The sequence below is a fragment of the Pseudomonas sp. Van50 genome (assembly GCF_055390755.1).
The window spans coordinates 858,092-882,785 of the sequence record NZ_AP024343.1; the positions used below are offsets into that span (position 1 = coordinate 858,092).

The window sequence follows — 24,694 nt, forward strand, 5'->3', positions numbered from 1 at the left end:
CTGTGGATAAAGCAATTTCCTGGCCATAAGGTCAGGAAAATACCTTGGCCCTGTCACCAAGGCCTTCTGCATAAGGCTGGAGACCTGCAACAGGAAAAATCTGCACCGGGTTGGAGCGCGCACGTTTTATGCAGGCATCGGTTTGCCCTGAAATGGGTGGTTAAAAATTGAACAAACGACCGCGAGCCGTGACCTTCTTGGGGCGGGAGGAGCCATGAACGGGTTATCCACAGGTTGCTCCACAGTTATTGTGCGCAAGCTGGACAGTCGGGCATAAGCACTGCGAGGCTTTCTTCTAAAGGTGATAACCCCCTGCAAGCACTTGTTTTGCAGATGGATTTGTCGATTGGGCAGAACTTTGGACGAAAAATGAGCAACCCTCTGAAACCCGCATGACAGAAGGGTTACAGAGGAATGTGCTCAGGTTATCCACAGTCGGGTGCACAGTGGATGTGGGCAAGTTGAACGATTGCGCGATGCCCTGGAAGGTCGCAAGCCTGCGAACTCAACGCTCCAACAGGATCCGGCCACGGCTCAGGCCGGCCAGTTGCGCTTGCAAGGTTTCGATGTGAGCTTCACCCACGGCCAATTGCAGGTCTACGCCATTGGCGGTGAAGCGTTCTTCATTCACCAGCCCGCCACACTCGGCGACGCGCAGTTTCACCAGGGGCAGTTCGGCGAACCCGCAGCTACAGTGCAGCGGCACACGGCTGATCAGTTCGATTTTTTCGGCGTTTTGCAGGCATTTGTTCGCGCCGCCGCCGTAAGCCCGGGCGAGTCCACCCGTGCCCAGTTGAATTCCGCCGTACCAGCGAATCACCAGCACCACGACTTGATCGCAGGCCTGGGCTTCGATCGCGGCCAGGATCGGCCGCCCGGCGGTGCCACCTGGTTCGCCATCGTCGTTGCTGCGGTACTGGTCGCCGAGTTTCCAGGCCCAGCAATTGTGCGTGGCATCCAGGTCGCTGTGCTGCTCGATGAACGCTTGGGCATCGGCGGGGCTGGTGATGGGCGCGGCGAAGGTGATGAAGCGGCTTTTGCGAATTTCTTCGCGGTACTCGCAAAAACCGGCAAGGGTAAAGGGCATGGCGATCTTAAAGAGTGGGTGTCAGGCCGCAGCCCTTGAGAATGATGCGGATCAGGTTGTCACCCGCGTCGATCATGTCCTGCTTGGTCAACTTGCTGCGACCGGTCACGCGACAGATCTGGGTGGCGAAGTCGGCGTAATGCTGGGTGCTGCCCCACAACAGGAAAATAAGGTGCACCGGATCGATCGGGTCCATCTTGCCGGCGTCGATCCAGGCCTGGAACACGGCCGCCCGACCATTGAACCAGGCGCGATAATCCTGGTTGAAATACTCGGTCAGGCATTCGCCACCGCTGATCACTTCCATGGCAAACAACCTCGATGCCTGGGGCTGGCGACGAGAGAACTCCATTTTGGCGCGGATATAGCGGGTCAAGGCTTCGGCCGGATCATCCTCGGCGGTGAGGGTATTGAAGGTGCTGTCCCACAATTCGATGATGTTGCTCAACACCGCCACGTACAAGCCGAGTTTATTGGTGAAGTAATAATGCAGGTTCGCCTTGGGCAGCCCAGCCTTGAGGGCGATGGCATTCATGCTGGTACCTTTGAACCCGTGGCGAGCGAATTCATCTTCGGCAGCCTTGAGGATCGTCTCTTCGTTCTTTTGACGAATGCGACTGGTGGGCTTGCCACTGTGGGCTGGGACTTCAAAGGTCATGGGCGTTTCCGGGCTGGGTCTGTGGGCAAGCAAATGCGTTGATAGCGCACCGGCATCAATCCGACAAGTGCCATCACACTAAAAAGACCTCCGCCGATGACCAGGCCAACCTCGACCAATGTGGGAGCGAGCTTGCTCGCGATAGCGGTTAGTCAGTCAATGGTGATGTGGATGACCTATCGCTATCGCGAGCAAGCTCGCTCCCACAAGGGGCAAATGGGATCAGCGGGTTGCCGCCAGGCTCTCGAGGAAATTCTCCAGCACCAGATGAGGCCGGCGACCCTTGCGCGTCACCGACGCCAGGCTCAAGTCATAGAACCGTGCCGCGGGTTTCAAGGCCCGCAACCGACCTTGCTGGACCCAGAGGTTGGCGTAGTGATCAGGCAGGTAACCGATGTAGCGCCCGGTGAGAATCAGGAACGCCATGCCTTCGCGGTCCGATGCACTCGCGGTGCAATTGAGCGCCTGGTAGTGGGCCTGGATCTCGGCCGGCAGGCGGAACGTGGGGGCGATGGCGTCCTGGCTGTTGAGGCGAGTGTCTTCAAGCTGTTGGTCATCGACATAAAACAGCGGATGCCCGACCGCGCAGTACAGCAGCGACCGCTCGCTGTACAGCGGTTGATATTCCAGTCCGGACAGGGCACTGGCCTGGGGGACCACGCCGACATGCAGGCGCCCGTCGAGCACGCCTTGCTCGACTTCGTTGGGGGCGATCATGCGAATCTGGATCTGCACGTCGGGCCCGCGCTCTTTCAATTGCGCCAGGGCGTGGGTGATGCGCATGTGGGGCAGGGTGACCAGGTTGTCGGTCAGGCCGATGGTCAACTCACCGCGCAAGTGCTGGTGCAGGCCGTTGACCTCAGTGCGAAAACTTTCCAGTGCGCTCAATAGCTGCAACGCCGATTGATACACCTCGCGCCCTTCCTCCGTCAGGGAAAACCCCGCGCGCCCGCGTTGGCACAGACGCAAACCGAGGCGTTGTTCGAGATCGCTCATCTGCTGGCTGATGGCCGAGCGGCCGATGCCCAGCACCGTTTCCGCGGCGGAAAACCCACCACATTCCACGACGCTGCGGAAAATGCGTAGCAGGCGGATATCAAAGTCGCTGACCTGGGCCAGTGGATCGGGACGACGCGCGCTCATAGTTTAGTGATCCGCCGACTGAAGGTTACAAAAGTTGCATTTCATCGACTTTATCGCCGTGGCAACTTAGCTGCAAGAACGCTTTCGATTCCCTGTCGCTTATGACCTGCGAGGTTTTTGTCGATGAACATGCCCGAACACGCTGCCGGTTCCCTGGCCAGCCAGCTCAAGCTCGATGCCCACTGGATGCCTTACACCGCCAACCGTAATTTCCAGCGCGATCCGCGCCTGATCGTCGCCGCCGAAGGCAGTTGGTTGGTGGATGACAAGGGGCGCAAGGTGTACGACTCGCTGTCGGGGCTGTGGACATGCGGTGCCGGGCACACCCGCAAGGAAATCCAGGAAGCGGTCGCCAAGCAACTGGGCACCCTCGATTACTCGCCGGGGTTCCAGTACGGTCATCCGCTGTCGTTCCAGTTGGCGGAGAAAATCACCAGCCTGACCCCGGGCAATCTCAATCACGTGTTCTTCACCGATTCCGGCTCCGAGTGCGCCGATACCGCGGTGAAGATGGTCCGCGCCTACTGGCGTCTCAAGGGCCAGGCGACCAAGACCAAGATGATCGGCCGTGCCCGTGGCTATCACGGGGTGAACATCGCCGGCACCAGCCTCGGCGGCGTCGGTGGCAACCGCAAGTTGTTCGGCCAGGCGATGATGGATGTCGATCACTTGCCCCACACCTTGCTGGCCAGCAACGCCTATTCCCGTGGCATGCCGAAAGAGGGTGGCATCGCCTTGGCCGATGAGCTGCTGAAACTGATCGAACTGCACGATGCATCCAACATTGCCGCAGTGTTCGTCGAACCCATGGCTGGCTCGGCCGGCGTGCTGGTGCCGCCTGAGGGGTACCTCAAGCGCCTGCGGGAAATCTGCGACCAGCACAGCATTCTCTTGGTGTTCGACGAAGTGATCACCGGTTTCGGTCGCACCGGTTCGATGTTCGGTGCCGACAGCTTTGGCGTGACCCCGGACCTGATGTGCATCGCCAAGCAAGTCACCAATGGTGCGATCCCCATGGGCGCGGTGATTGCCAGCTCCGAGATCTACCAGACGTTCATGAACCAGCCGACGCCTGAGTACGCGGTGGAATTTCCTCACGGCTACACCTACTCGGCGCACCCGGTGGCTTGCGCGGCTGGTCTGGCGGCGCTGGACCTGCTGCAAAAGGAAAACCTGGTGCAAAGCGTGGCCGAGATCGCCCCGCATTTCGAGAATGCATTGCACGGTTTGAAGGGCGCGAAGAACGTCATCGACATTCGTAACTATGGCCTGGCCGGCGCGATCCAGATCGCCGGGCGCGATGGCGATGCCATCGTGCGTCCGTTCGAGGCCGGCATGGCGTTGTGGAAAGCCGGGTTCTATGTGCGGTTCGGCGGCGACACCCTGCAATTCGGGCCTACGTTCAACAGCAAGCCGCAGGACCTGGATCGCCTGTTCGACGCCGTCGGTGAAGTGCTGAACAAGCTCGACTGATGCGTCCCTCTCTATAGCTTTCGATAACGGGCGTCCGGTCACGGGCGCCTGTGGATAATTCCGGAGTCCCCCATGAGCCTCATCCCGCATTTGATCAATGGCGAACTGCTGAGCGACAGTGCTCGCACCGCCGATGTGTTCAACCCGTCCACTGGCCAGGCCATCCATAAGGTGCCGTTGGCTGATCGCGCGACCATCCAGCAGGCTATCGACGCCGCCAAGGCGGCTTTCCCGGCCTGGCGCAATACGCCGGCGGCCAAGCGTGCGCAGGTCATGTTCCGTTTCAAGCAATTGCTGGAGCAAAACGAGGCGCGCATCGCCCAGTTGATCAGCGAAGAACACGGCAAGACCTTGGAAGACGCGGCCGGTGAACTCAAGCGCGGTATCGAGAACGTCGAGTTTGCCTGTGCAGCGCCAGAAATCCTGAAAGGCGAATACAGCCGTAACGTAGGACCGAACATCGACGCCTGGTCAGACTTTCAACCCTTGGGCGTGGTGGCGGGCATCACACCGTTCAACTTCCCGGCGATGGTTCCGCTGTGGATGTATCCGCTGGCGATCGTCTGCGGTAACTGCTTCATTCTCAAACCGTCCGAGCGCGACCCGAGTTCGACGTTGCTGATCGCTCAGTTGCTGTTGGAAGCCGGTTTGCCCAAGGGCGTCTTGAGCGTGGTCCATGGCGACAAGGCCGCGGTGGACGCGCTGATCGAAGCGCCGGAAGTGAAGGCGCTGAGTTTTGTCGGTTCGACGCCGATTGCCGAATACATCTATGCCGAGGGCACTCGACGTGGCAAACGCGTCCAGGCACTGGGCGGGGCGAAGAACCATGCGGTGCTGATGCCGGATGCCGACTTGGACAATGCCGTCAGCGCGCTGATGGGCGCGGCGTACGGTTCGTGCGGCGAGCGTTGCATGGCGATTTCGGTGGCGGTGTGTGTCGGCGACCAGGTGGCGGATGCACTGGTGTCCAAGCTGGTGCCGCAGATCAAGGCGCTGAAGATCGGCGCCGGCACGTCTTGCGGGCTGGACATGGGGCCGTTGGTGACCGGTCAGCACCGGGACAAGGTCAGTGGCTATATAGAAGAGGGTGTGACGGCGGGTGCCTCGCTGATTGTCGATGGTCGCGGCTTGAGTGTGGCTGGGCATGAGGAGGGCTTCTTCCTCGGTGGCTGCCTGTTCGATCGTGTGACCCCCGAGATGCGCATCTATAAGGAAGAGATCTTTGGGCCGGTGCTGTGCATCGTCCGGGTCAACAGCCTGGAAGAGGCGATGCAACTGATCAATGATCACGAGTATGGCAACGGCACCTGCATCTTCACCCGCGATGGCGAGGCGGCGCGGTTGTTCTGCGACGAGATCGAAGTCGGCATGGTGGGGGTCAACGTTCCATTGCCCGTGCCTGTGGCCTATCACAGCTTTGGCGGTTGGAAGCGTTCGCTGTTCGGCGACCTGCACGCCTATGGCCCGGACGGTGTACGTTTCTATACCCGTCGCAAGGCGATTACCCAGCGCTGGCCGCAGCGTGCTAGCCATGAGGCTTCACAGTTCGCGTTCCCCAGCTTGTAGTCAGTCAGTGAAGAGGCCGGCGCCCTTGGCGCCGGCCTCTGTATTTACGGGGCTTTTTGACTGATGTGACAGAATTGTGAAAATAGGTGTTGACGGCAGATTCTAGAAGTCTATAATTCGCCCCACTTCCGGCGCAGTCGAAACGGAAAACTCCTTGAGATTCAACGAGTTAAGTAGGTTTCGAAGGTGCAGGGCTTCAGTTCATCGAAGCCCGGAAGGAGCAGGTAGAGCGGTGTTGTTTGGCTCTATGTGCGGTTCGATCTTCTCGGTCGAAAGCGGTGAAAAAGAGGTGTTGACAGCAGCGAGTAACGCTGTAGAATTCGCCTCCCGCTAACGAGAGATCGGAAGCGCAAGTGGTTGAAGTTGAAAAGGAAACTTTGAAAGCTTCTGAAAATAACCGCTTGACAGATACACGGGGCGCTGTAGAATGCGCGCCTCGGTTGAGACGAAAGACTCAGCCAGCCGCTCTTTAACAACTGAATCAAGCAATTCGTGTGGGTGCTTGTGGAGTCAGACTGCTAGTCAACAGATTATCAGCATCACAAGTTACTCCGCGAGAAATCAAAGATGTAACCAACGATTGCTGAGCCAAGTTTAGGGTTTTCTCAAAACCCAAAGATGTTTGAACTGAAGAGTTTGATCATGGCTCAGATTGAACGCTGGCGGCAGGCCTAACACATGCAAGTCGAGCGGTAGAGAGGTGCTTGCACCTCTTGAGAGCGGCGGACGGGTGAGTAATGCCTAGGAATCTGCCTGGTAGTGGGGGATAACGCTCGGAAACGGACGCTAATACCGCATACGTCCTACGGGAGAAAGCAGGGGACCTTCGGGCCTTGCGCTATCAGATGAGCCTAGGTCGGATTAGCTAGTTGGTGAGGTAATGGCTCACCAAGGCGACGATCCGTAACTGGTCTGAGAGGATGATCAGTCACACTGGAACTGAGACACGGTCCAGACTCCTACGGGAGGCAGCAGTGGGGAATATTGGACAATGGGCGAAAGCCTGATCCAGCCATGCCGCGTGTGTGAAGAAGGTCTTCGGATTGTAAAGCACTTTAAGTTGGGAGGAAGGGCATTAACCTAATACGTTAGTGTTTTGACGTTACCGACAGAATAAGCACCGGCTAACTCTGTGCCAGCAGCCGCGGTAATACAGAGGGTGCAAGCGTTAATCGGAATTACTGGGCGTAAAGCGCGCGTAGGTGGTTCGTTAAGTTGGATGTGAAAGCCCCGGGCTCAACCTGGGAACTGCATTCAAAACTGTCGAGCTAGAGTATGGTAGAGGGTGGTGGAATTTCCTGTGTAGCGGTGAAATGCGTAGATATAGGAAGGAACACCAGTGGCGAAGGCGACCACCTGGACTGATACTGACACTGAGGTGCGAAAGCGTGGGGAGCAAACAGGATTAGATACCCTGGTAGTCCACGCCGTAAACGATGTCAACTAGCCGTTGGGAGCCTTGAGCTCTTAGTGGCGCAGCTAACGCATTAAGTTGACCGCCTGGGGAGTACGGCCGCAAGGTTAAAACTCAAATGAATTGACGGGGGCCCGCACAAGCGGTGGAGCATGTGGTTTAATTCGAAGCAACGCGAAGAACCTTACCAGGCCTTGACATCCAATGAACTTTCCAGAGATGGATTGGTGCCTTCGGGAGCATTGAGACAGGTGCTGCATGGCTGTCGTCAGCTCGTGTCGTGAGATGTTGGGTTAAGTCCCGTAACGAGCGCAACCCTTGTCCTTAGTTACCAGCACGTAATGGTGGGCACTCTAAGGAGACTGCCGGTGACAAACCGGAGGAAGGTGGGGATGACGTCAAGTCATCATGGCCCTTACGGCCTGGGCTACACACGTGCTACAATGGTCGGTACAGAGGGTTGCCAAGCCGCGAGGTGGAGCTAATCCCACAAAACCGATCGTAGTCCGGATCGCAGTCTGCAACTCGACTGCGTGAAGTCGGAATCGCTAGTAATCGCGAATCAGAATGTCGCGGTGAATACGTTCCCGGGCCTTGTACACACCGCCCGTCACACCATGGGAGTGGGTTGCACCAGAAGTAGCTAGTCTAACCTTCGGGGGGACGGTTACCACGGTGTGATTCATGACTGGGGTGAAGTCGTAACAAGGTAGCCGTAGGGGAACCTGCGGCTGGATCACCTCCTTAATCGACGACCGCAGCTGCTTCATGAGCTCCCACACGAATTGCTTGATTCATTGAAGAAGACGAAAGAAGCAGCCCGAAATTGGGTCTGTAGCTCAGTTGGTTAGAGCGCACCCCTGATAAGGGTGAGGTCGGCAGTTCGAATCTGCCCAGACCCACCAATTTTGTGTGGGAAACGCCTGTAGAAATACGGGGCCATAGCTCAGCTGGGAGAGCGCCTGCCTTGCACGCAGGAGGTCAGCGGTTCGATCCCGCTTGGCTCCACCACTACTGCTTCGATTGTATAAAGCTTAGAAATGAGCATTCCATCGGTTCGATGGTGAATGTTGATTTCTAGTCTTTGACTAGTTCGTTCTTTAAAAATTTGGGTATGTGATAGAAAGATAGACTGAACGTTACTTTCACTGGTAACGGATCAGGCTAAGGTAAAATTTGTGAGTTGCTCTTTGAGCAAGATCGAATTTTCGGCGAATGTCGTCTTCACAGTATAACCAGATTGCTTGGGGTTATATGGTCAAGTGAAGAAGCGCATACGGTGGATGCCTTGGCAGTCAGAGGCGATGAAAGACGTGGTAGCCTGCGAAAAGCTTCGGGGAGTCGGCAAACAGACTGTGATCCGGAGATGTCTGAATGGGGGAACCCAGCCATCATAAGATGGTTATCTTGTACTGAATACATAGGTGCAAGAGGCGAACCAGGGGAACTGAAACATCTAAGTACCCTGAGGAAAAGAAATCAACCGAGATTCCCTTAGTAGTGGCGAGCGAACGGGGACTAGCCCTTAAGCTTCTTTGATTTTAGCGGAACGCTCTGGAAAGTGCGGCCATAGTGGGTGATAGCCCTGTACGCGAAAGGATCTTAGAAGTGAAATCGAGTAGGACGGAGCACGAGAAACTTTGTCTGAATATGGGGGGACCATCCTCCAAGGCTAAATACTACTGACTGACCGATAGTGAACTAGTACCGTGAGGGAAAGGCGAAAAGAACCCCGGAGAGGGGAGTGAAATAGATCCTGAAACCGTATGCGTACAAGCAGTGGGAGCCCACTTTGTTGGGTGACTGCGTACCTTTTGTATAATGGGTCAGCGACTTATTTTCAGTGGCGAGCTTAACCGAATAGGGGAGGCGTAGCGAAAGCGAGTCTTAATAGGGCGTCTAGTCGCTGGGAATAGACCCGAAACCGGGCGATCTATCCATGGGCAGGTTGAAGGTTAGGTAACACTGACTGGAGGACCGAACCGACTACCGTTGAAAAGTTAGCGGATGACCTGTGGATCGGAGTGAAAGGCTAATCAAGCTCGGAGATAGCTGGTTCTCCTCGAAAGCTATTTAGGTAGCGCCTCATGTATCACTGTAGGGGGTAGAGCACTGTTTCGGCTAGGGGGTCATCCCGACTTACCAAACCGATGCAAACTCCGAATACCTACAAGTGCCGAGCATGGGAGACACACGGCGGGTGCTAACGTCCGTCGTGAAAAGGGAAACAACCCAGACCGTCAGCTAAGGTCCCAAAGTTATGGTTAAGTGGGAAACGATGTGGGAAGGCTTAGACAGCTAGGAGGTTGGCTTAGAAGCAGCCACCCTTTAAAGAAAGCGTAATAGCTCACTAGTCGAGTCGGCCTGCGCGGAAGATGTAACGGGGCTCAAACCATACACCGAAGCTACGGGTATCACGTAAGTGATGCGGTAGAGGAGCGTTCTGTAAGCCTGTGAAGGTGAGTTGAGAAGCTTGCTGGAGGTATCAGAAGTGCGAATGCTGACATGAGTAACGACAATGGGTGTGAAAAACACCCACGCCGAAAGACCAAGGTTTCCTGCGCAACGTTAATCGACGCAGGGTTAGTCGGTCCCTAAGGCGAGGCTGAAAAGCGTAGTCGATGGAAAACAGGTTAATATTCCTGTACTTCTGGTTATTGCGATGGAGGGACGGAGAAGGCTAGGCCAGCTTGGCGTTGGTTGTCCAAGTTTAAGGTGGTAGGCTGGAATCTTAGGTAAATCCGGGATTCTAAGGCCGAGAGCTGATGACGAGTTACCCTTTGGGTGACGAAGTGGTTGATGCCATGCTTCCAAGAAAAGCTTCTAAGCTTCAGGTAACCAGGAACCGTACCCCAAACCGACACAGGTGGTTGGGTAGAGAATACCAAGGCGCTTGAGAGAACTCGGGTGAAGGAACTAGGCAAAATGGCACCGTAACTTCGGGAGAAGGTGCGCCGGTGAGGGTGAAGCACTTGCTGCGTAAGCCCACGCCGGTCGAAGATACCAGGCCGCTGCGACTGTTTATTAAAAACACAGCACTCTGCAAACACGAAAGTGGACGTATAGGGTGTGACGCCTGCCCGGTGCCGGAAGGTTAATTGATGGGGTTAGCTAACGCGAAGCTCTTGATCGAAGCCCCGGTAAACGGCGGCCGTAACTATAACGGTCCTAAGGTAGCGAAATTCCTTGTCGGGTAAGTTCCGACCTGCACGAATGGCGTAACGATGGCGGCGCTGTCTCCACCCGAGACTCAGTGAAATTGAAATCGCTGTGAAGATGCAGTGTATCCGCGGCTAGACGGAAAGACCCCGTGAACCTTTACTATAGCTTTGCACTGGACTTTGAATTTGCTTGTGTAGGATAGGTGGGAGGCTTTGAAGCGTGGACGCCAGTTCGCGTGGAGCCATCCTTGAAATACCACCCTGGCAACTTTGAGGTTCTAACTCAGGTCCGTTATCCGGATCGAGGACAGTGTATGGTGGGTAGTTTGACTGGGGCGGTCTCCTCCTAAAGAGTAACGGAGGAGTACGAAGGTGCGCTCAGACCGGTCGGAAATCGGTCGTAGAGTATAAAGGCAAAAGCGCGCTTGACTGCGAGACAGACACGTCGAGCAGGTACGAAAGTAGGTCTTAGTGATCCGGTGGTTCTGTATGGAAGGGCCATCGCTCAACGGATAAAAGGTACTCCGGGGATAACAGGCTGATACCGCCCAAGAGTTCATATCGACGGCGGTGTTTGGCACCTCGATGTCGGCTCATCACATCCTGGGGCTGAAGCCGGTCCCAAGGGTATGGCTGTTCGCCATTTAAAGTGGTACGCGAGCTGGGTTTAGAACGTCGTGAGACAGTTCGGTCCCTATCTGCCGTGGACGTTTGAGATTTGAGAGGGGCTGCTCCTAGTACGAGAGGACCGGAGTGGACGAACCTCTGGTGTTCCGGTTGTCACGCCAGTGGCATTGCCGGGTAGCTATGTTCGGAAAAGATAACCGCTGAAAGCATCTAAGCGGGAAACTTGCCTCAAGATGAGATCTCACTGGGACCTTGAGTCCCCTGAAGGGCCGTCGAAGACTACGACGTTGATAGGCAGGGTGTGTAAGCGCTGTGAGGCGTTGAGCTAACCTGTACTAATTGCCCGTGAGGCTTGACCATATAACACCCAAGCAATTTGTAAACTCCGAGCCCCAGGGCGAACGAGACCAGATTGCGGTGTGTGAAGACGAAACGAACCGAAAGTTCGCGACGCTCGATTGCAACACACAAACTATCGCATACCCATTCGCTGGAACGTGACCGCAAGGCACGCGCTGGCTACCGAATTTCTTGACGACCATAGAGCATTGGAACCACCTGATCCCATCCCGAACTCAGAAGTGAAACGATGCATCGCCGATGGTAGTGTGGGGTTTCCCCATGTGAGAGTAGGTCATCGTCAAGATTAAATTCCGAAACCCCTATCTGCTGACGCAGGTAGGGGTTTTGTTTTGCCCGCAGGAAAGTTCTTACGACACGCTCGGACAGCTCCCGGCTGTCACAGCCCCCCGACAGTGCTAAGGTTCTGCCCTAGCTTTTGCATTTTCAAGGATGCCTTTCATGCCGGACGCAACGTCCCTTAGCCCAGCTTTCATGGTGGTTCACGGGAATCGCCTTGATGAGTTGCGCAGCCTGGTGATCAGCTTGATGCGGCGCTACCCGCTGGCTCCCCTTGAAAATGAAATCGCCCTGGTACAAAGCAACGGCATTGCCCAATGGCTCAAGCTCGCACTGGCTGAAGACCCGGAAGATGATGATTCCGGCGGCTGCGGTATTGCGGCGGCCATTGATGTGCAATTGCCGGGCAGTTTCATGTGGCAGCTGTATCGAACAGTCCTGGGGCGTGACGAGATTCCGGCCAAGTCCCTATTGGACAAGGCTCCGCTGACCTGGCGCCTGATGCGCCTGCTGCCGCAGTTGATCGAGCAGCCTCATTTCGAACCTTTGCGACGATTCCTTACCCACGACACCGACCTGCGCAAGCGCTATCAACTGTCCGAGCGCCTTGCCGATCTGTTCGACCAGTACCAGGTGTACCGGGCCGACTGGCTCGAGGATTGGGCTGAAGGTCGACACCAGACACGAAATGTCCGAGGCGAAATCAAGCCGCTCTCGCCGGCGAATTGCTGGCAAGCGGAGCTGTGGCGAGCCTTGTTGCTGGATGTGGGTGAACAAGGCATGGCGCAAAGCCGTGCCGGCGTCCACCAGCGCTACATCGAGCGTATCAACAACCTGGAAGTCGCTCCGAAAGGCTTGCCGGCGCGGGTCATCGTATTCGGTATTTCTTCGTTGCCTGCCCAGGTCCTCGAGGCGCTTGCCGGTCTTTCCCGGTTCAGCCAGGTTCTGCTCTGCGTGCATAACCCGTGTCGTCATCATTGGGCGGATATCGTCGCCGACAAGGATCTGCTGCGCCACCAATACAAGCGTCAGGCTCGCAAGACCGGCATGCCCGCCGTCCTCGATCCGCAAACCCTGCATCAACATGCCCATCCGTTATTGGCTGCCTGGGGCAAGCAGGGGCGCGACTATATCAACCTGCTCGACAGCTACGACGACCCCAACAGCTACCGCGCGGTATTTCGCGATGGGCGAATTGACCTGTTTACGGATGGGACCCCTACGACCCTGCTCAGTCAGTTGCAGGATGACATCCTGGAGCTACGCCCCCTGAACGAAACCCGGGAGCACTGGCCTGTCGTCGATACGGAGCGAGATGGCTCGATCCGCTTTCATGTGGCCCACGGCGCCCAGCGTGAAGTCGAGATTCTCCATGACCAGTTGCTGGCCCACTTCAGTGCGGATCCGACCCTGCGCCCACGGGATATCATCGTCATGGTCCCGGACATCGACAGTTATGCGCCGCACATTCGCGCGGTGTTCGGTCAGCTCGACCGGAGCGACCCTCGTTTCATTCCATTCACGCTGACTGACCAGGGCCAGCGTGGGCGTGATCCATTGCTGATTGCCGTCGAGCATTTGCTCAAGCTGCCGGACAGTCGTTTCCCGGTCAGCGAAATCCTCGATCTGCTGGATGTCCCGGCGTTGCGCGAACGGTTTGGCATCGATGAGGCCGACCTGCCGACATTGCACCGCTGGATCGAAGGGGCGGGGATCCGCTGGGGGATGAGCGCCGAACACCGTGCCGGGTTGGGGCTGCCTGCGGAGCTTGAGCAGAACAGCTGGCGTTTCGGCTTGCGTCGCATGTTGCTGGGGTACGCTGTCGGCAGTTCGCAGGCCTATGACGGCATCGAGCCCTATGACGAGATCGGCGGCCTGGATGCGGCATTGATCGGTCCGCTGGTTGCGTTGCTGGATGCCCTGGAAGTCGCTCATCAGGAACTCACCCAGCCGGCATCGCCACAGCAATGGGGTTCGCGCCTGCACGACCTGATGCAGCTGTTTTTCCAGGCGAGCAACGAACATGACGACTATTTGCTGGCCCAACTCGAAGACTTGCGTGAAACCTGGCTGGAAACCTGTGAGTCGGTGGGGCTGCAAGATGAATTGCCGCTGACGGTGGTACGTGAAGCATGGCTGGCCGGGCTGGATCAGGGGCGACTGTCCCAACGCTTCCTGGCCGGAGCCGTCAACTTCTGTACCTTGATGCCAATGCGTGCGATCCCCTTCAAGCTGGTGTGCCTGCTGGGAATGAATGACGGTGATTACCCGCGAGCCCAGCCACCCTTGGACTTCGATCTGATGGGCGGCGATTATCGCCCGGGCGATCGTTCCCGCCGTGAGGATGACCGCTACCTGTTGTTGGAAGCGCTGCTTTCGGCCCGGGAAAAGCTGTACGTCAGTTGGGTGGGGCGCAGCATCCGCGACAACAGTGAGCGACCGGCATCGGTATTGATCGGCCAACTGCGTGATCATCTCGCCAGTGGCTGGCGGTTGGCCGATGACAGCAAGAGTCTTCTCGATGCCCTGACCCAGGAGCATCCGCTGCAACCGTTCAGTGCGCGTTATTTCCATCAGGGTGACGAGCTGTTCAGTTACGCCAGCGAATGGCGAATGCTCCACGACACCTCCGGTCACACTGACAAAATCCAGGTGCTGGCACCTTACGTCCAGGAAGAACCCTTGGGCCTCGGTCAGTTGCAGGACTTCCTGCGCAATCCCGTCCGCCATTTTTTCAGCCAGCGGCTGAAAGTATTCTTCGAAGCCATCGAGGCGCCTCTGGCCGATGACGAGCCTTTCGTGCTCGATGCGCTGCAACGCTACACCCTGAGTGGCAGCCTGCTCGAGGCTGCCCTGATACGCCTGGACCAGCCGGATCTGGCCCTGGCCGCCCATGCCCAGAGACTCCAGAACAGCGGCCTGTTACCGATGGCCGGGTTCGGAGAGTGCATGCAGCGTGAATTGATCGAACCCTTGCCGGATCTGCTCCAGCGTTACCAACAGCTTCTGGCGTTATGGCCCACACCGCTGACCAGTGCCGTGCCTGTCAGCCTGCACTTGCAGGGCGTGAGTGTCGAAGGATGGCTCAGTGGCCTGCACCAGCGCGCCGATGGTGCGGTCCTCGCCATCACGGCCATACCCAATAACATCGGCTCCACCAAGACCCGCAAGTGGCATCGCCTGATACGGCCCTGGGTCAACCATCTCGTGGCCTGCGCTAACGGCTTGTCGTTGACGACAGCGCTGGTGGCCAGTGATGACAGCTTGCTGTTGGCACCTTTCGAAGAGCCTGTCGCACGAAGGTTGTTGGGCGACATGCTGCAGGCTTGGCAGACCGGTATGCGCCAGCCGCTGCCGATCGCGGTGAAGACGGCTTTCGCCTGGCTGGGCCAGAGTGATCCACTCAAGGCCGAAGCCGCGGCGCGCAAAGCCTATGAGGGCGATGGACAGACGTTTGAAGGCGAACGGCGGGAGAACCCGGCCTTGGCTCGACAGTTTCCGGATTTCACGGCCTTGATGGCTGATGAAACATTCCCCGACTGGTGCGATGCGCTTTATCGGCCCTTGCTCGAAGCCCCATGGCGTTCATCGGCCGGCGAGGAGGCCCGTTCATGAGTCGGCAGACACCTTTGGCCCTGGCTTTTCCGCTACGAGGCAGCCAACTGATCGAGGCCAGCGCCGGTACCGGCAAGACCTTCACCATTTCGGCGCTGTACCTGCGTCTGGTGCTGGGGCATGGCGGTTCGGTGTCCGGTTTTGGCCGCGAACTGCTTCCGCCGCAAATCCTGGTGGTGACCTTTACGGACGCTGCCACCAAGGAGTTACGTGAACGAATTCGTACCCGTCTGGCCGAAGCCGCACGCTTCTTTCGCGACGAGATTCCAGCCCCGGATTCACTGATCGCTGCATTGCGCGATGAATTCAGTGCCGAGCAATGGCCTGGCTGCGCGAACCGGCTGGACATCGCCGCCCAGTGGATGGACGAAGCGGCCGTCTCGACCATCCATAGCTGGTGCCAGCGCATGTTGCGTGAGCATGCCTTCGACAGCGGCAGCCTGTTTACCCAGACCCTGGAAACTGACCACAGCGAATTGCTGGGCGAGGTCTTGCGCGATTACTGGCGGCTGTTCTGCTATTCGATGCAAGGCGAGGCGCTGAATTGGGTGCGTACCCATTGGGGAGGGCCGGCTGCGCTGTTGCCACGGGTGAGGGGTTGTTTTCCAGCGAGCGTGACGACGGTGACGGGCTTGAGCCTGCCGAACTCATCGCGGCCTCCCTGCAGGAGCGGAGTGCTGCCTTGCTCGATCTCAAGGCGCCATGGCGACAGTGGGCCGTGGAACTGCTGGAAATCTGCCAGCAAGGCGTCGCCAGCAAGTCCGTCGATGGGCGCAAGATGCAGGCGCGTTACTTCGAACCGTGGTTTCAGAAAATCACCGCCTGGGTCGATGACGAAAGTCTTGAGTTGTTGGACATCGGCACCGGGTTCACGCGCCTGACCCCCGAAGGCATGGCCGAAGCCTGGAAAGGTGAAGTGCCCAGCCATCCCGGGCTGGACGCCATGGCCGGTCTCAAGGCCAGCCTGGATGCGTTGCCCACGCCAGATGCCGCCGTGTTGCAGCATGCCGCGCAATGGGTCGGGGCGCGTTTCGAAGCCGAGAAACGTCGCCGCGCCGAAATGGGCTTCGACGACATGCTGCTGCGTCTCGACGCGGCGCTGCAGGCCGACGGGGGCGAACGTCTGGCGAGCCTGATCCGCGAGCAGTTTCCGGTGGCGCTGATCGATGAGTTCCAGGACACCGACCCGGTTCAATACCGGATCTTCGAAAGCATCTACCGCATCGAAGACAACGACACTGAGACCGGACTTTTCCTGATCGGCGATCCTAAGCAGGCGATCTACGCTTTTCGCGGTGCCGACATCTACACCTACCTGCGTGCTCGCCAGGCCACCGCCGGCCGGTTGCATACGCTGGGCACGAATTTCCGTTCCAGCCATGCCATGGTGGGTGCGGTAAACCATGTCTTCCAGAAGGCCGAGTCCCGTCCGAAGGGCCGCGGTGCCTTTCTGTTCCGTGAACCTTCGGGTGAGAACCCGGTGCCGTTCCTGTCCGTTGAGTCCCAGGGGCGCAAGGAGTCCTTGCAGGTGGCAGGGCAGGCCGTTGCGGCGCTGAATATCTGGCACCTGCCGTCGGAGCAGCCGCTTTCCGGTGCGATGTACCGGCAAGCCATGGCGGCCGCCTGCGCCAGTGAGATCACGGCATTGCTCAACGGTGGCCAGTCGGGACGCGACGGTTTCACGGTCGATGGCGAAACGCTGCGCGGGTTGCGCCCGGCGGATATCGCCATCCTGGTGCGCGACGGTAAAGAAGCGCAGGCCGTGCGAGGCGAGTTGTCCGCGCGGGGCGTGCGCAGTGTCTATCTGTCCGACAAGGATTCGGTCTTCGCATCGCAAGAGGCGCGGGATTTGCTGACCTGGCTCAAGGCCTGCGCCGAGCCGGATGTGGAGCGACCGCTACGGGCAGCGCTGGCCAGCATCACGTTGAACTTGCCGCTGACGGAGCTGGAGCGCCTCAATCAGGATGAGCTGGCTTGGGAAGCCCGGGTCATGCAGTTTCGTGGTTATCGTTCGGTCTGGCGCAGCCAGGGCGTGCTGCCGATGTTGCGCCGCCTGCTGCATGATTTCGAACTGCCCCAGGCCTTGATGGCGCGTAGCGATGGCGAGCGGGTGCTGACCAACTTGCTGCACCTTTGCGAACTGTTGCAGCAGGCCGCCGGTGAACTGGATGGCGAACAAGCCTTGATCCGGCATTTGTCCGAGCACCTGGCCTTGTCCGGGCAGGCGGGGGAAGAGCAGATACTGCGCCTGGAAAGCGATGAGCAGTTGGTCAAGGTGGTCACGATCCACAAGTCCAAGGGGCTTGAATATCCGTTGGTTTTCTTGCCCTTCATCTGTTCGACGAAACCGGTGGATGGCAGTCGATTGCCGTTGCATTACCACGATGAGGCCAACAAGGCGCAGATCAGCCTCAAGCCCACCGCCGAACTGATCGCCAAGGCCGATGACGAGCGTCTGGCCGAGGACCTGCGGCTGCTCTACGTGGCACTGACCCGTGCACAACATGCCTGCTGGCTGGGTGTGGCAGACCTCAAGCGGGGCAACAACAACAGCTCGATCCTGCATGTGTCCGCACTGGGTTATCTGTTGGGCGGCGGCGTGCCGTTGGCCGAGTCGGTGGAGTTGAGGCGTTGGCTGGAAGACCTGCAACAAGGCAGTGTCGCGGTGAGTTGCCAGCCAGTGCCCGAAGCCACCGACGAGCGCTACCGGCCGCCGCGCAATGACGCTGTGTTGCTCGAACCCTTGGTGCCCTTGCGAAAAGCCAGCGAAAATTGGTGGATCGCGTCTTACAGCGCCCTGCGCATCGGCGAAAGCCTGAGCGAAGGCAGCGATACCGCGCCAGAGAATCCGCAAGCCCAGAAGTTGTTCGACGATGAGCGACTGGACCCGGACGCTCCCAGGGAGACCATCGCCCTCGGTGGCGATATCCACCGTTTTCCCCGTGGCCCCGGTCCCGGCACTTTCCTTCATGGCCTCTTGGAGTGGGCCGCCGGGGAAGGTTTTTCATCTGCGCCGACGGATATCGAGGATGCCATTGCCCGACGCTGCAATCGCCGAGGCTGGAAAGGTTGGATCATCACATTGAGCGACTGGCTGCAGCACCTGATCAAAATGCCCATGCCCGTCGGCAACGACCAGGCGCCGGTGGTGCTCGAACAACTGACCCGGTTCCAGGTCGAGATGGAGTTCTGGTTCGCCAGCCACAAGGTCGATGTGCAAAAGCTTGATCAACTGGTTTGCCGGTTCACCCATGGCGGTGTGGCCCGTGTCGCGGCGGAACCGGTGCTGCTCAACGGCATGTTCAAGGGCTTCATCGATTTGACGTTCGAGCACGACGGTCGGTATTACGTGGCCGATTACAAATCCAACTGGCTGGGTGTCGATGACATGGCCTACACCGTACAGGCCATGGAACAGTCGATCCTGGACCATCGCTACGACCTGCAATACGTGCTGTACCTGTTGGCCCTGCATCGCCAGCTCAAGGCGCGGCTCCCCGATTACGACTACGACCGGCATGTCGGCGGCGCGCTCTACCTGTTCCTTCGCGGCACCCGCTCGACCAGCCAGGGCGTGTATTTCACCAAGCCGCCACGGGCCTTGATCGAACAACTGGATCGGCTGTTCCAGGGCGCGCCCGAACCCAAGGCCGAGCCGGCGTGGGTACAGGGAGAACTGCTATGAGTCGTTCCTTTGCCGACCTGCTGCCCAAGGCGTCCGACGACGAGAGCCCGGTTGACCTGGCCCCCTTGAGCCGTGCCCAGGACCTGCTGTTGTTGCTGACGAGCTGGGTCGAGCGCGGCTGGTTGCGCGCCCTGGACAAGGCATTCGTGGCGTTCCTCCATGAACTGGCGCCGGACGATGATCCCTTGGTCCTGCTCGCCGCTGCGCTGACCAGTCACCAACTGGGCCACGGGCATGTTTGCCTGGATGTGTTCGAGACCCTCAAGGAGCCGGACTTCGCCCTGTCGCTGCCCCCCGAGGGCGACCTTCAGCCAGGCGTGATGCTGTTGCCCTCGCAAATATTGCAGACACTGGACGGCGTCCATTGGTGCAAGGCCCTGGCGGCCAGTCGTCTGGTGGCCCTGGCTGCGGATGAGAGCGAAGAGGCGCAGCAACGTCCGTTGGTGCTGTCTGGCAAGCGTCTTTATCTGCGCCGCTACTGGGGCTATGAACGACGGATCGACGAGGCGTTGCGCCAACGGCTGATTGACCATGAAGCGGCGCCTGGTGACCTGCGCGAGCGTTTGGACGGGCTGTTCGGACCGGCCGATGCCAACGCCCCGATCGATTGGCAGAAGCTGGCCTGCGCGCTGGCGACTCGCGGAGCCTTCAGTATCGTGACCGGCGGCCCGGGGACCGGCAAGACCACCACCGTTGTGCGCCTGCTGGCGTTGTTGCAGGCTCCGGCTGTCGAGGCCGGGAAGCCGCTGCGGATTCGCCTGGCTGCGCCCACCGGCAAGGCGGCGGCGCGCCTGACCGAGTCCATCAGCCAGCAGGTCCGGACCCTGGAGGTGGATGAGGCTGTGCGCGAACGCATTCCGTGCGACGTCACGACAGTCCATCGTTTGCTGGGCAGCCGTCCCGGCACCCGGCATTTTCGTCACCATGCCGGCAATCGCTTGCCACTGGATGTGCTGGTGGTCGATGAGGCGTCGATGATCGACCTGGAGATGATGGCCAATCTGCTGGATGCACTGCCGGCCCATGCACGGTTGGTGTTGCTGGGGGACAAGGACCAGCTGGCTTCTGTAGAGGCCGGTGCGGTGCTGGGGGATTTGTGTCGAGACGCCGAGGACGGTTGGTACAGCCCCCGGACCCGAGCCTGGCTTGAGTCGGTCAGTGGTGAGAACCTGGCGGCCAGTGACCTGCGGCAAGACCTCGACGGCACTCATCCCCTGGCGCAGCAAGTGGTGATGCTCAGGCATTCCCGACGCTTCGGCGAAGGCAGTGGGATCGGTCAACTGGCTCGCTGGGTCAACCAGCAACAGCCTGAAAAAGCCCGTCAGTTGCTGGAGCAAGGGCAATATGCCGATCTGTCCTCCCTGAAACTGGCGAGTGAGCACGACACCAAGCTGGAAAAGCTGTTGCTCGACGGCAAGCCAGAAGGGCCCCAGGGGTATCGGCATTACCTGAGCCTGTTGCGGCAGCGTCGCCCGGCCATTTCTCGTCCCTTGGAAGACGGTTGTTGGGCCGAGTGGGCTCGGGAGGTACTGGCGGCCTTCGACGAATTCCAATTGCTTTGCGCGGTGCGTAAAGGCCCGTGGGGCGTTGAAGGGTTGAACCAACGGATCACCGCGGCATTGCTCAAGGCTCGCCTTATCGATATCGATCACCAGTGGTACGAAGGACGCCCGGTACTGATGACCCGTAATGACTATGGGCTGGGGTTGATGAATGGCGATATCGGCATTGCCCTCAAGCTGCCCGAGCGTGACGGGCCCGATGCCGGCAAACAGGTCCTGCGGGTCGCGTTCCCGCGTAATGACGGCCAGGGCGGTGTGCGTTTCGTCCTGCCCAGCCGACTCAATGACGTGGAAACCGTATATGCCATGACGGTGCACAAATCCCAGGGTTCGGAATTCACCCATACCGCGTTGATCCTTCCGGATGCGCTCAACCCGGTCTTGACCAAGGAACTGGTGTACACCGCCATTACCCGGGGCAAGCAATGGTTCAGTCTGATCGAACCGCGAGTGGGCATTTTCGAGGAGGCGGTCCGGCGCAAGGTCAAGCGCTTGAGCGGGTTGATGCTGGAGTTGGAGCCGGCTGACTGAATCATCAGCTTTTAATGGTTCATGCCCCACGGCAATTTTGCCTGTTTCGCTCCGAAGTCTACGTAACACGCGGCCTCGCTGGCTTTTGGGCACTGTGCTATCGTTCCGGCACTTATCGTCTGGATCAAGAGATTCTCCATGAAAGTGCCTGTACGGGAGGCAGTGCGCAGCAAGGGGCGGGGGCATTTTCTGCTGGCCGGCCTTTTGTGTCTGCTGCTGCCTGTCGCGATGGCCCAGGAGCAAGTCACCACGACCCAGGCCGAGCAGCGGGCCGAAGCGGTGACCCAGGTGGTATTGGGCATTCTCAGCTACGCCCGTTGGCCCGTGGAGCCTACCCAACTGCAGCTGTGCATCGTCGGGCCTACCCAATACACCGACGATCTGGTCAAGGGCACCACCCAGGCCACGGGGCGGCCGGTGACGGTGCAGCGGCTGCTGGCCGATCATCCTGATATCGCCACCGCCTGCAACGCAGTCTACGTCGGCAGGCTGACCAACGATGAGCACACCCGTTTGTTTGCGTCCTTGATCGGCAAGCCAGTGCTGAGCATCAGCGAAGGCGGCGACCAGTGCACCGTGGGGAGCCTGTTCTGTCTGCGAGTCGGCGATGAACAAGTGTCTTTCGAGGTCAACCTCGACTCTGTGGCGCGCAGTGGTGTGCGCATCCATCCAAGTGTGCTGCAGCTTTCCCGTCGCAGGCCGGCGACGCCATGAAACAGCGCAAACCAAGGGTCCGTCCCACCCTGGGCTCGGTCATCGGTCGTGGCCATCTGATCGTCGCGCTGGTGGCCATCACCATGGCCAGTGCTTCATTGACCTTGCTCGGCCTGCTGGCATTGCGGGTCTATGCCGATCACAACCTGCATTTGATCGCCCGTTCGATCAACTACACCGTGGAAGCGGCCGTGGTCTTCGATGATTCGGCTGCGGCCACCGAAGCACTGGCCTTGATCGCCTCCACCGAGGAAGTCGCCGATGCCCAGGTGTTGAATGAACATGGCCGTCTGTTGGCGCGCTGGCAGCGACCGCAAACCGGCCTGTTGTCGGAACTGGAAGTACACATTGCCAAGGCCTTCCTGGAAAAACCCATCAGCCTGCCGATCGTTCATCAAGGGCAGAACATTGGCCGTATCGTGTTGGCAGGGCATGGCGGTAGCCTGTTGCGCTTTTTGCTCAGCGGCCTGGCGGGGATCATCCTGTGCACGGCGGTCAGTGCCTGGGTGGCGCTTTATCTGGCGCGGCGCCAGTTGCGTGCGATCATCGGGCCGCTGCGCAGCCTGGCCGAGGTGGCCCACGCGGCACGCAGCGAGCGAGCCCTGGACCGACGCGTGCCACCGGCCGCCATTGCTGAACTGGATAACCTGGCCAATGACTTCAACGCATTGCTCGATGAACTGGAGTCTTGGCAGACCCACCTGCAAAGCGAAAACGAAACCCTGGCGCACCAGGCCAGCCACGACAGCCTGACCGGTTTGCCGAACCGGGCGTTTTTCGAAGGCCGACTGATTCGCGCCTTGCGCAATGCCGGCAAGCTCAACGAGCAAGTGGCCGTGCTGTACCTGGACAGCGACCGGTTCAAGGGCATCAATGACAACTTCGGCCACGCCGCCGGTGATGCGGTGCTGACGGCCGTGGCGACCCGGGTCCGGGCCCAGTTGCGCGAGGATGACTTGGTCGCGCGCCTGGGGGGCGATGAATTCGCCGTGCTGCTGGCGCCCCTGCACAAGGCCGAGGATGCCGAGCGGATCGCTGAAAAAATCATCGCCAGCATGGAAATGCCGATTCAATTGCCCGGCAACGCCTCCGTGCTGACCTCCCTCAGTATCGGCATTGCCGTCTACCCGGATCATGGTGACACACCGGGCACCTTGCTCCATGCCGCCGACGCGGCAATGTACCAAGCCAAACGCCTCGCTCGAGGCGGTCAACATACGGCGGGGTCGGATCACTCCGTCGCTGATTTTCAAACCAGGAGCTGACTCGTGCGTTCATACCCTCAATTTTCCCTGCGCTGGTTCGCGGCGCTGTTCTTGCTTGCCATCCTGGCGCTGAGTGGTTGCCAGACGGCACCGCCGAAAGGCCTGACCCCGGCGCAAATTGCCGTACTCAAGCAACAAGGCTTCGAATTGACCGACGATGGCTGGGCTTTCGGTTTGTCGGGCAAGGTGTTGTTCGGCAGCGATATGGAAAATCTCAACCCGGCCAGTACCGAAATCGTCGAGCGCATCGGCAAGGCGTTGCTGGGCGCGGGCATCGAGCGCGTACGCGTCGATGGTCATACCGACGCCTCGGGCTCCCAGGTTTACAACGAACAACTGTCGATGCGCCGGGCTGCCAGCGTGAGCAAGGTGCTGACAAGCGTTGGCATGCGCGAAGAAAACGTCCAGCTGCGCGGCCTGGGCAGCAGCAACCCGGTCGCCTCCAATGACACACCCAGCGGCCGCACCGAAAACCGCCGCGTCGCCATCGTGGTCATCGCCGATTAGTCGGCGAACACCATCTCCCGGCTATCACCCATCAACAATGGTTGATTCTGTTCAGTCACCTCGCGGATGTAATCCCACAACAACGTAATTCGTTTGAGCTTGCGCAGGTCTTCCCGGCAGTACATCCAGAACTGCCGGGTGACAGTGATTTCCTCCGGCAGCACCGGCAATAGCCGTGGGTCCTGGGCGGCGAGGAAGCAGGGCAGGATCGCCAGCGAGCGCCCTTGCTGCGCGGCCACGAATTGCGCGATCACGCTGGTGCTGCGCAGGTGGGCGTTGGCACCGGGCAGGACGTTGGCCAGGTAGAGCAATTCGGAACTGAACGCCAGGTCATCCACGTAGCTGATGAACGAATGCTTGCCCAGGTCGGCCGGGCGCTGGATCGGTGGGTGATTGTCCAGGTAGGGCTGGGTGGCATAGAGCTGCAGCCGGTAGTCGCACAATTTGCAGCACACATAGGGGCCATGTTCGGGGCGTTCGAGGGCGATGACGATGTCGGCTTCGCGCTTGGAAAGGCTGATGAAGTGCGGCAGCGGCAGGATGTCCACCGAAATGGCCGGGTAGGCGTCGACGAAATGGCTCAGTTGCGGGGTGATGAAGAAGCTGCCGAAGCCTTCGGTGCAGCCCATGCGTACATGACCGGACAGCGCCACGCCAGAGCCTGAGACCTGTTCGCAGGCCATGTGCAGGGTGCTTTCGATCGATTCGGCGTACCCCAGCAGGCGCTGGCCTTCAGCTGTCAGGACAAAACCGTTGGTCCGGGATTTCTCGAACAGCAGCGTGCCCAGCGAGGCTTCCAGCGAGCTGATGCGTCGCGACACCGTGGTGTAGTCGACGGCCAGGCGCTTGGCGGCCGTGCTGGCCTTGCGGGTGCGGGCCACTTCGAGGAAAAACTTGAGGTCGTCCCAATTCAGCGACCCCAGGGAGGTGATGTTTTTTTGCATGATGGACCGGCTTTTATGTGCATTCTTATTAGAAGTTTGCACATCTATACTCCAAAAACCGTCTCATCACCATGCGTGCCCCATGCACCTTGGTCTTTGCTGA

The 24,694-nt window shown here is 59.1% G+C and carries 11 protein-coding genes, 2 tRNA genes, 3 rRNA genes and 1 pseudogene; 13 read left to right on the top strand and 4 right to left on the bottom strand.

What is annotated here, in order from left to right:
* Positions 1–505: 505 nt before the first annotated feature.
* The 3 genes from ACZ5M5_RS03685 to ACZ5M5_RS03695 form a co-directional block, all read right to left on the bottom strand.
* Positions 506–1,087 carry an IMPACT family protein gene (locus ACZ5M5_RS03685; protein ID WP_060739308.1) on the bottom strand — a complete coding sequence of 194 codons (582 nt, stop codon included), beginning with the start codon at positions 1,085–1,087 and terminating at the stop codon, positions 506–508.
* Between the two features lie 7 nt (positions 1,088–1,094).
* Complete coding sequence (locus ACZ5M5_RS03690) at positions 1,095–1,745, bottom strand: TetR/AcrR family transcriptional regulator (RefSeq protein ID WP_060739307.1); 651 nt, start codon at positions 1,743–1,745, stop codon at positions 1,095–1,097.
* A gap of 222 nt (positions 1,746–1,967) precedes the next feature.
* Positions 1,968–2,888: a LysR family transcriptional regulator gene (locus tag ACZ5M5_RS03695; protein ID WP_103311252.1), complete on the bottom strand. Its 921-nt coding sequence runs from the start codon at positions 2,886–2,888 to the stop codon at positions 1,968–1,970.
* A 123-nt stretch (positions 2,889–3,011) separates the two neighbouring features.
* Between ACZ5M5_RS03695 and aptA the strand changes: the two genes are divergently transcribed.
* From aptA to yfiB, 13 genes and pseudogenes are all read left to right on the top strand, one after another.
* The gene (gene aptA, locus ACZ5M5_RS03700) at positions 3,012–4,361 is read left to right on the top strand and encodes an omega-aminotransferase AptA (RefSeq protein WP_464738608.1); all 1,350 of its coding nucleotides are present in this window, start codon (positions 3,012–3,014) and stop codon (positions 4,359–4,361) included.
* A 72-nt stretch (positions 4,362–4,433) separates the two neighbouring features.
* Entirely contained in the window at positions 4,434–5,927 is a 1,494-nt protein-coding gene (locus ACZ5M5_RS03705) for a CoA-acylating methylmalonate-semialdehyde dehydrogenase (protein WP_103311250.1), read from the top strand.
* Positions 5,928–6,551: 624 nt separating this feature from the next.
* A 16S ribosomal RNA gene (locus tag ACZ5M5_RS03710) occupies positions 6,552–8,088 on the top strand.
* An 81-nt stretch (positions 8,089–8,169) separates the two neighbouring features.
* Positions 8,170–8,246 (top strand) — tRNA-Ile (locus tag ACZ5M5_RS03715).
* Between the two features lie 30 nt (positions 8,247–8,276).
* Positions 8,277–8,352: transfer RNA gene (locus tag ACZ5M5_RS03720), tRNA-Ala, on the top strand.
* Positions 8,353–8,597: 245 nt separating this feature from the next.
* Positions 8,598–11,489, top strand: a 23S ribosomal RNA gene (locus ACZ5M5_RS03725).
* Between the two features lie 170 nt (positions 11,490–11,659).
* Positions 11,660–11,775, top strand: a 5S ribosomal RNA gene (rrf, locus tag ACZ5M5_RS03730).
* The 16S, 23S and 5S rRNA genes sit together here with 2 tRNA genes alongside, the layout of an rRNA operon.
* A gap of 155 nt (positions 11,776–11,930) precedes the next feature.
* Positions 11,931–15,383: an exodeoxyribonuclease V subunit gamma gene (gene recC / locus ACZ5M5_RS03735; protein ID WP_464738609.1), complete on the top strand. Its 3,453-nt coding sequence runs from the start codon at positions 11,931–11,933 to the stop codon at positions 15,381–15,383.
* Positions 15,380–19,068, top strand: a pseudogene (recB, locus tag ACZ5M5_RS03740) (exodeoxyribonuclease V subunit beta). Before recC ends, recB begins: the two are co-directional and overlap by 4 nt.
* Positions 19,065–21,161 (top strand): exodeoxyribonuclease V subunit alpha, encoded by a 2,097-nt coding sequence (gene recD / locus ACZ5M5_RS03745; RefSeq protein ID WP_464738610.1) that lies wholly within the window; start codon positions 19,065–19,067, stop codon positions 21,159–21,161. The pseudogene recB and the gene recD overlap by 4 nt, the downstream one beginning before the upstream one ends.
* 138 nt (positions 21,162–21,299) lie before the next feature.
* Entirely contained in the window at positions 21,300–21,875 is a 576-nt protein-coding gene (gene yfiR / locus ACZ5M5_RS03750; protein ID WP_092476378.1) for a regulatory sequestration protein YfiR, read from the top strand.
* Positions 21,872–23,140 carry a diguanylate cyclase DgcN/YfiN gene (gene dgcN, locus ACZ5M5_RS03755; protein ID WP_060739299.1) on the top strand — a complete coding sequence of 423 codons (1,269 nt, stop codon included), beginning with the start codon at positions 21,872–21,874 and terminating at the stop codon, positions 23,138–23,140. The genes yfiR and dgcN overlap by 4 nt, the downstream gene beginning before the upstream one ends.
* A gap of 3 nt (positions 23,141–23,143) precedes the next feature.
* Positions 23,144–23,647 carry an outer membrane lipoprotein YfiB gene (gene yfiB, locus ACZ5M5_RS03760; RefSeq protein WP_464738611.1) on the top strand — a complete coding sequence of 168 codons (504 nt, stop codon included), beginning with the start codon at positions 23,144–23,146 and terminating at the stop codon, positions 23,645–23,647.
* Here the strand turns inward: yfiB and ACZ5M5_RS03765 are convergent.
* The gene (locus tag ACZ5M5_RS03765) at positions 23,644–24,591 is read right to left on the bottom strand and encodes a LysR family transcriptional regulator (RefSeq protein WP_060739294.1); all 948 of its coding nucleotides are present in this window, start codon (positions 24,589–24,591) and stop codon (positions 23,644–23,646) included. The genes yfiB and ACZ5M5_RS03765 overlap by 4 nt on opposite strands.
* Positions 24,592–24,694: the final 103 nt, after the last annotated feature.

Coding starts and splice junctions, on each gene's coding strand:
- ACZ5M5_RS03685 (WP_060739308.1), bottom strand. CDS start 1,087: ATGCCCTTTACCCTTGCCGGTTTTTGCGAGTACCGCGAAGAAATTCGC.
- ACZ5M5_RS03690 (WP_060739307.1), bottom strand. CDS start 1,745: ATGACCTTTGAAGTCCCAGCCCACAGTGGCAAGCCCACCAGTCGCATT.
- ACZ5M5_RS03695 (WP_103311252.1), bottom strand. CDS start 2,888: ATGAGCGCGCGTCGTCCCGATCCACTGGCCCAGGTCAGCGACTTTGAT.
- aptA (WP_464738608.1), top strand. CDS start 3,012: ATGAACATGCCCGAACACGCTGCCGGTTCCCTGGCCAGCCAGCTCAAG.
- ACZ5M5_RS03705 (WP_103311250.1), top strand. CDS start 4,434: ATGAGCCTCATCCCGCATTTGATCAATGGCGAACTGCTGAGCGACAGT.
- recC (WP_464738609.1), top strand. CDS start 11,931: ATGCCGGACGCAACGTCCCTTAGCCCAGCTTTCATGGTGGTTCACGGG.
- recD (WP_464738610.1), top strand. CDS start 19,065: ATGAGTCGTTCCTTTGCCGACCTGCTGCCCAAGGCGTCCGACGACGAG.
- yfiR (WP_092476378.1), top strand. CDS start 21,300: ATGAAAGTGCCTGTACGGGAGGCAGTGCGCAGCAAGGGGCGGGGGCAT.
- dgcN (WP_060739299.1), top strand. CDS start 21,872: ATGAAACAGCGCAAACCAAGGGTCCGTCCCACCCTGGGCTCGGTCATC.
- ACZ5M5_RS03765 (WP_060739294.1), bottom strand. CDS start 24,591: ATGCAAAAAAACATCACCTCCCTGGGGTCGCTGAATTGGGACGACCTC.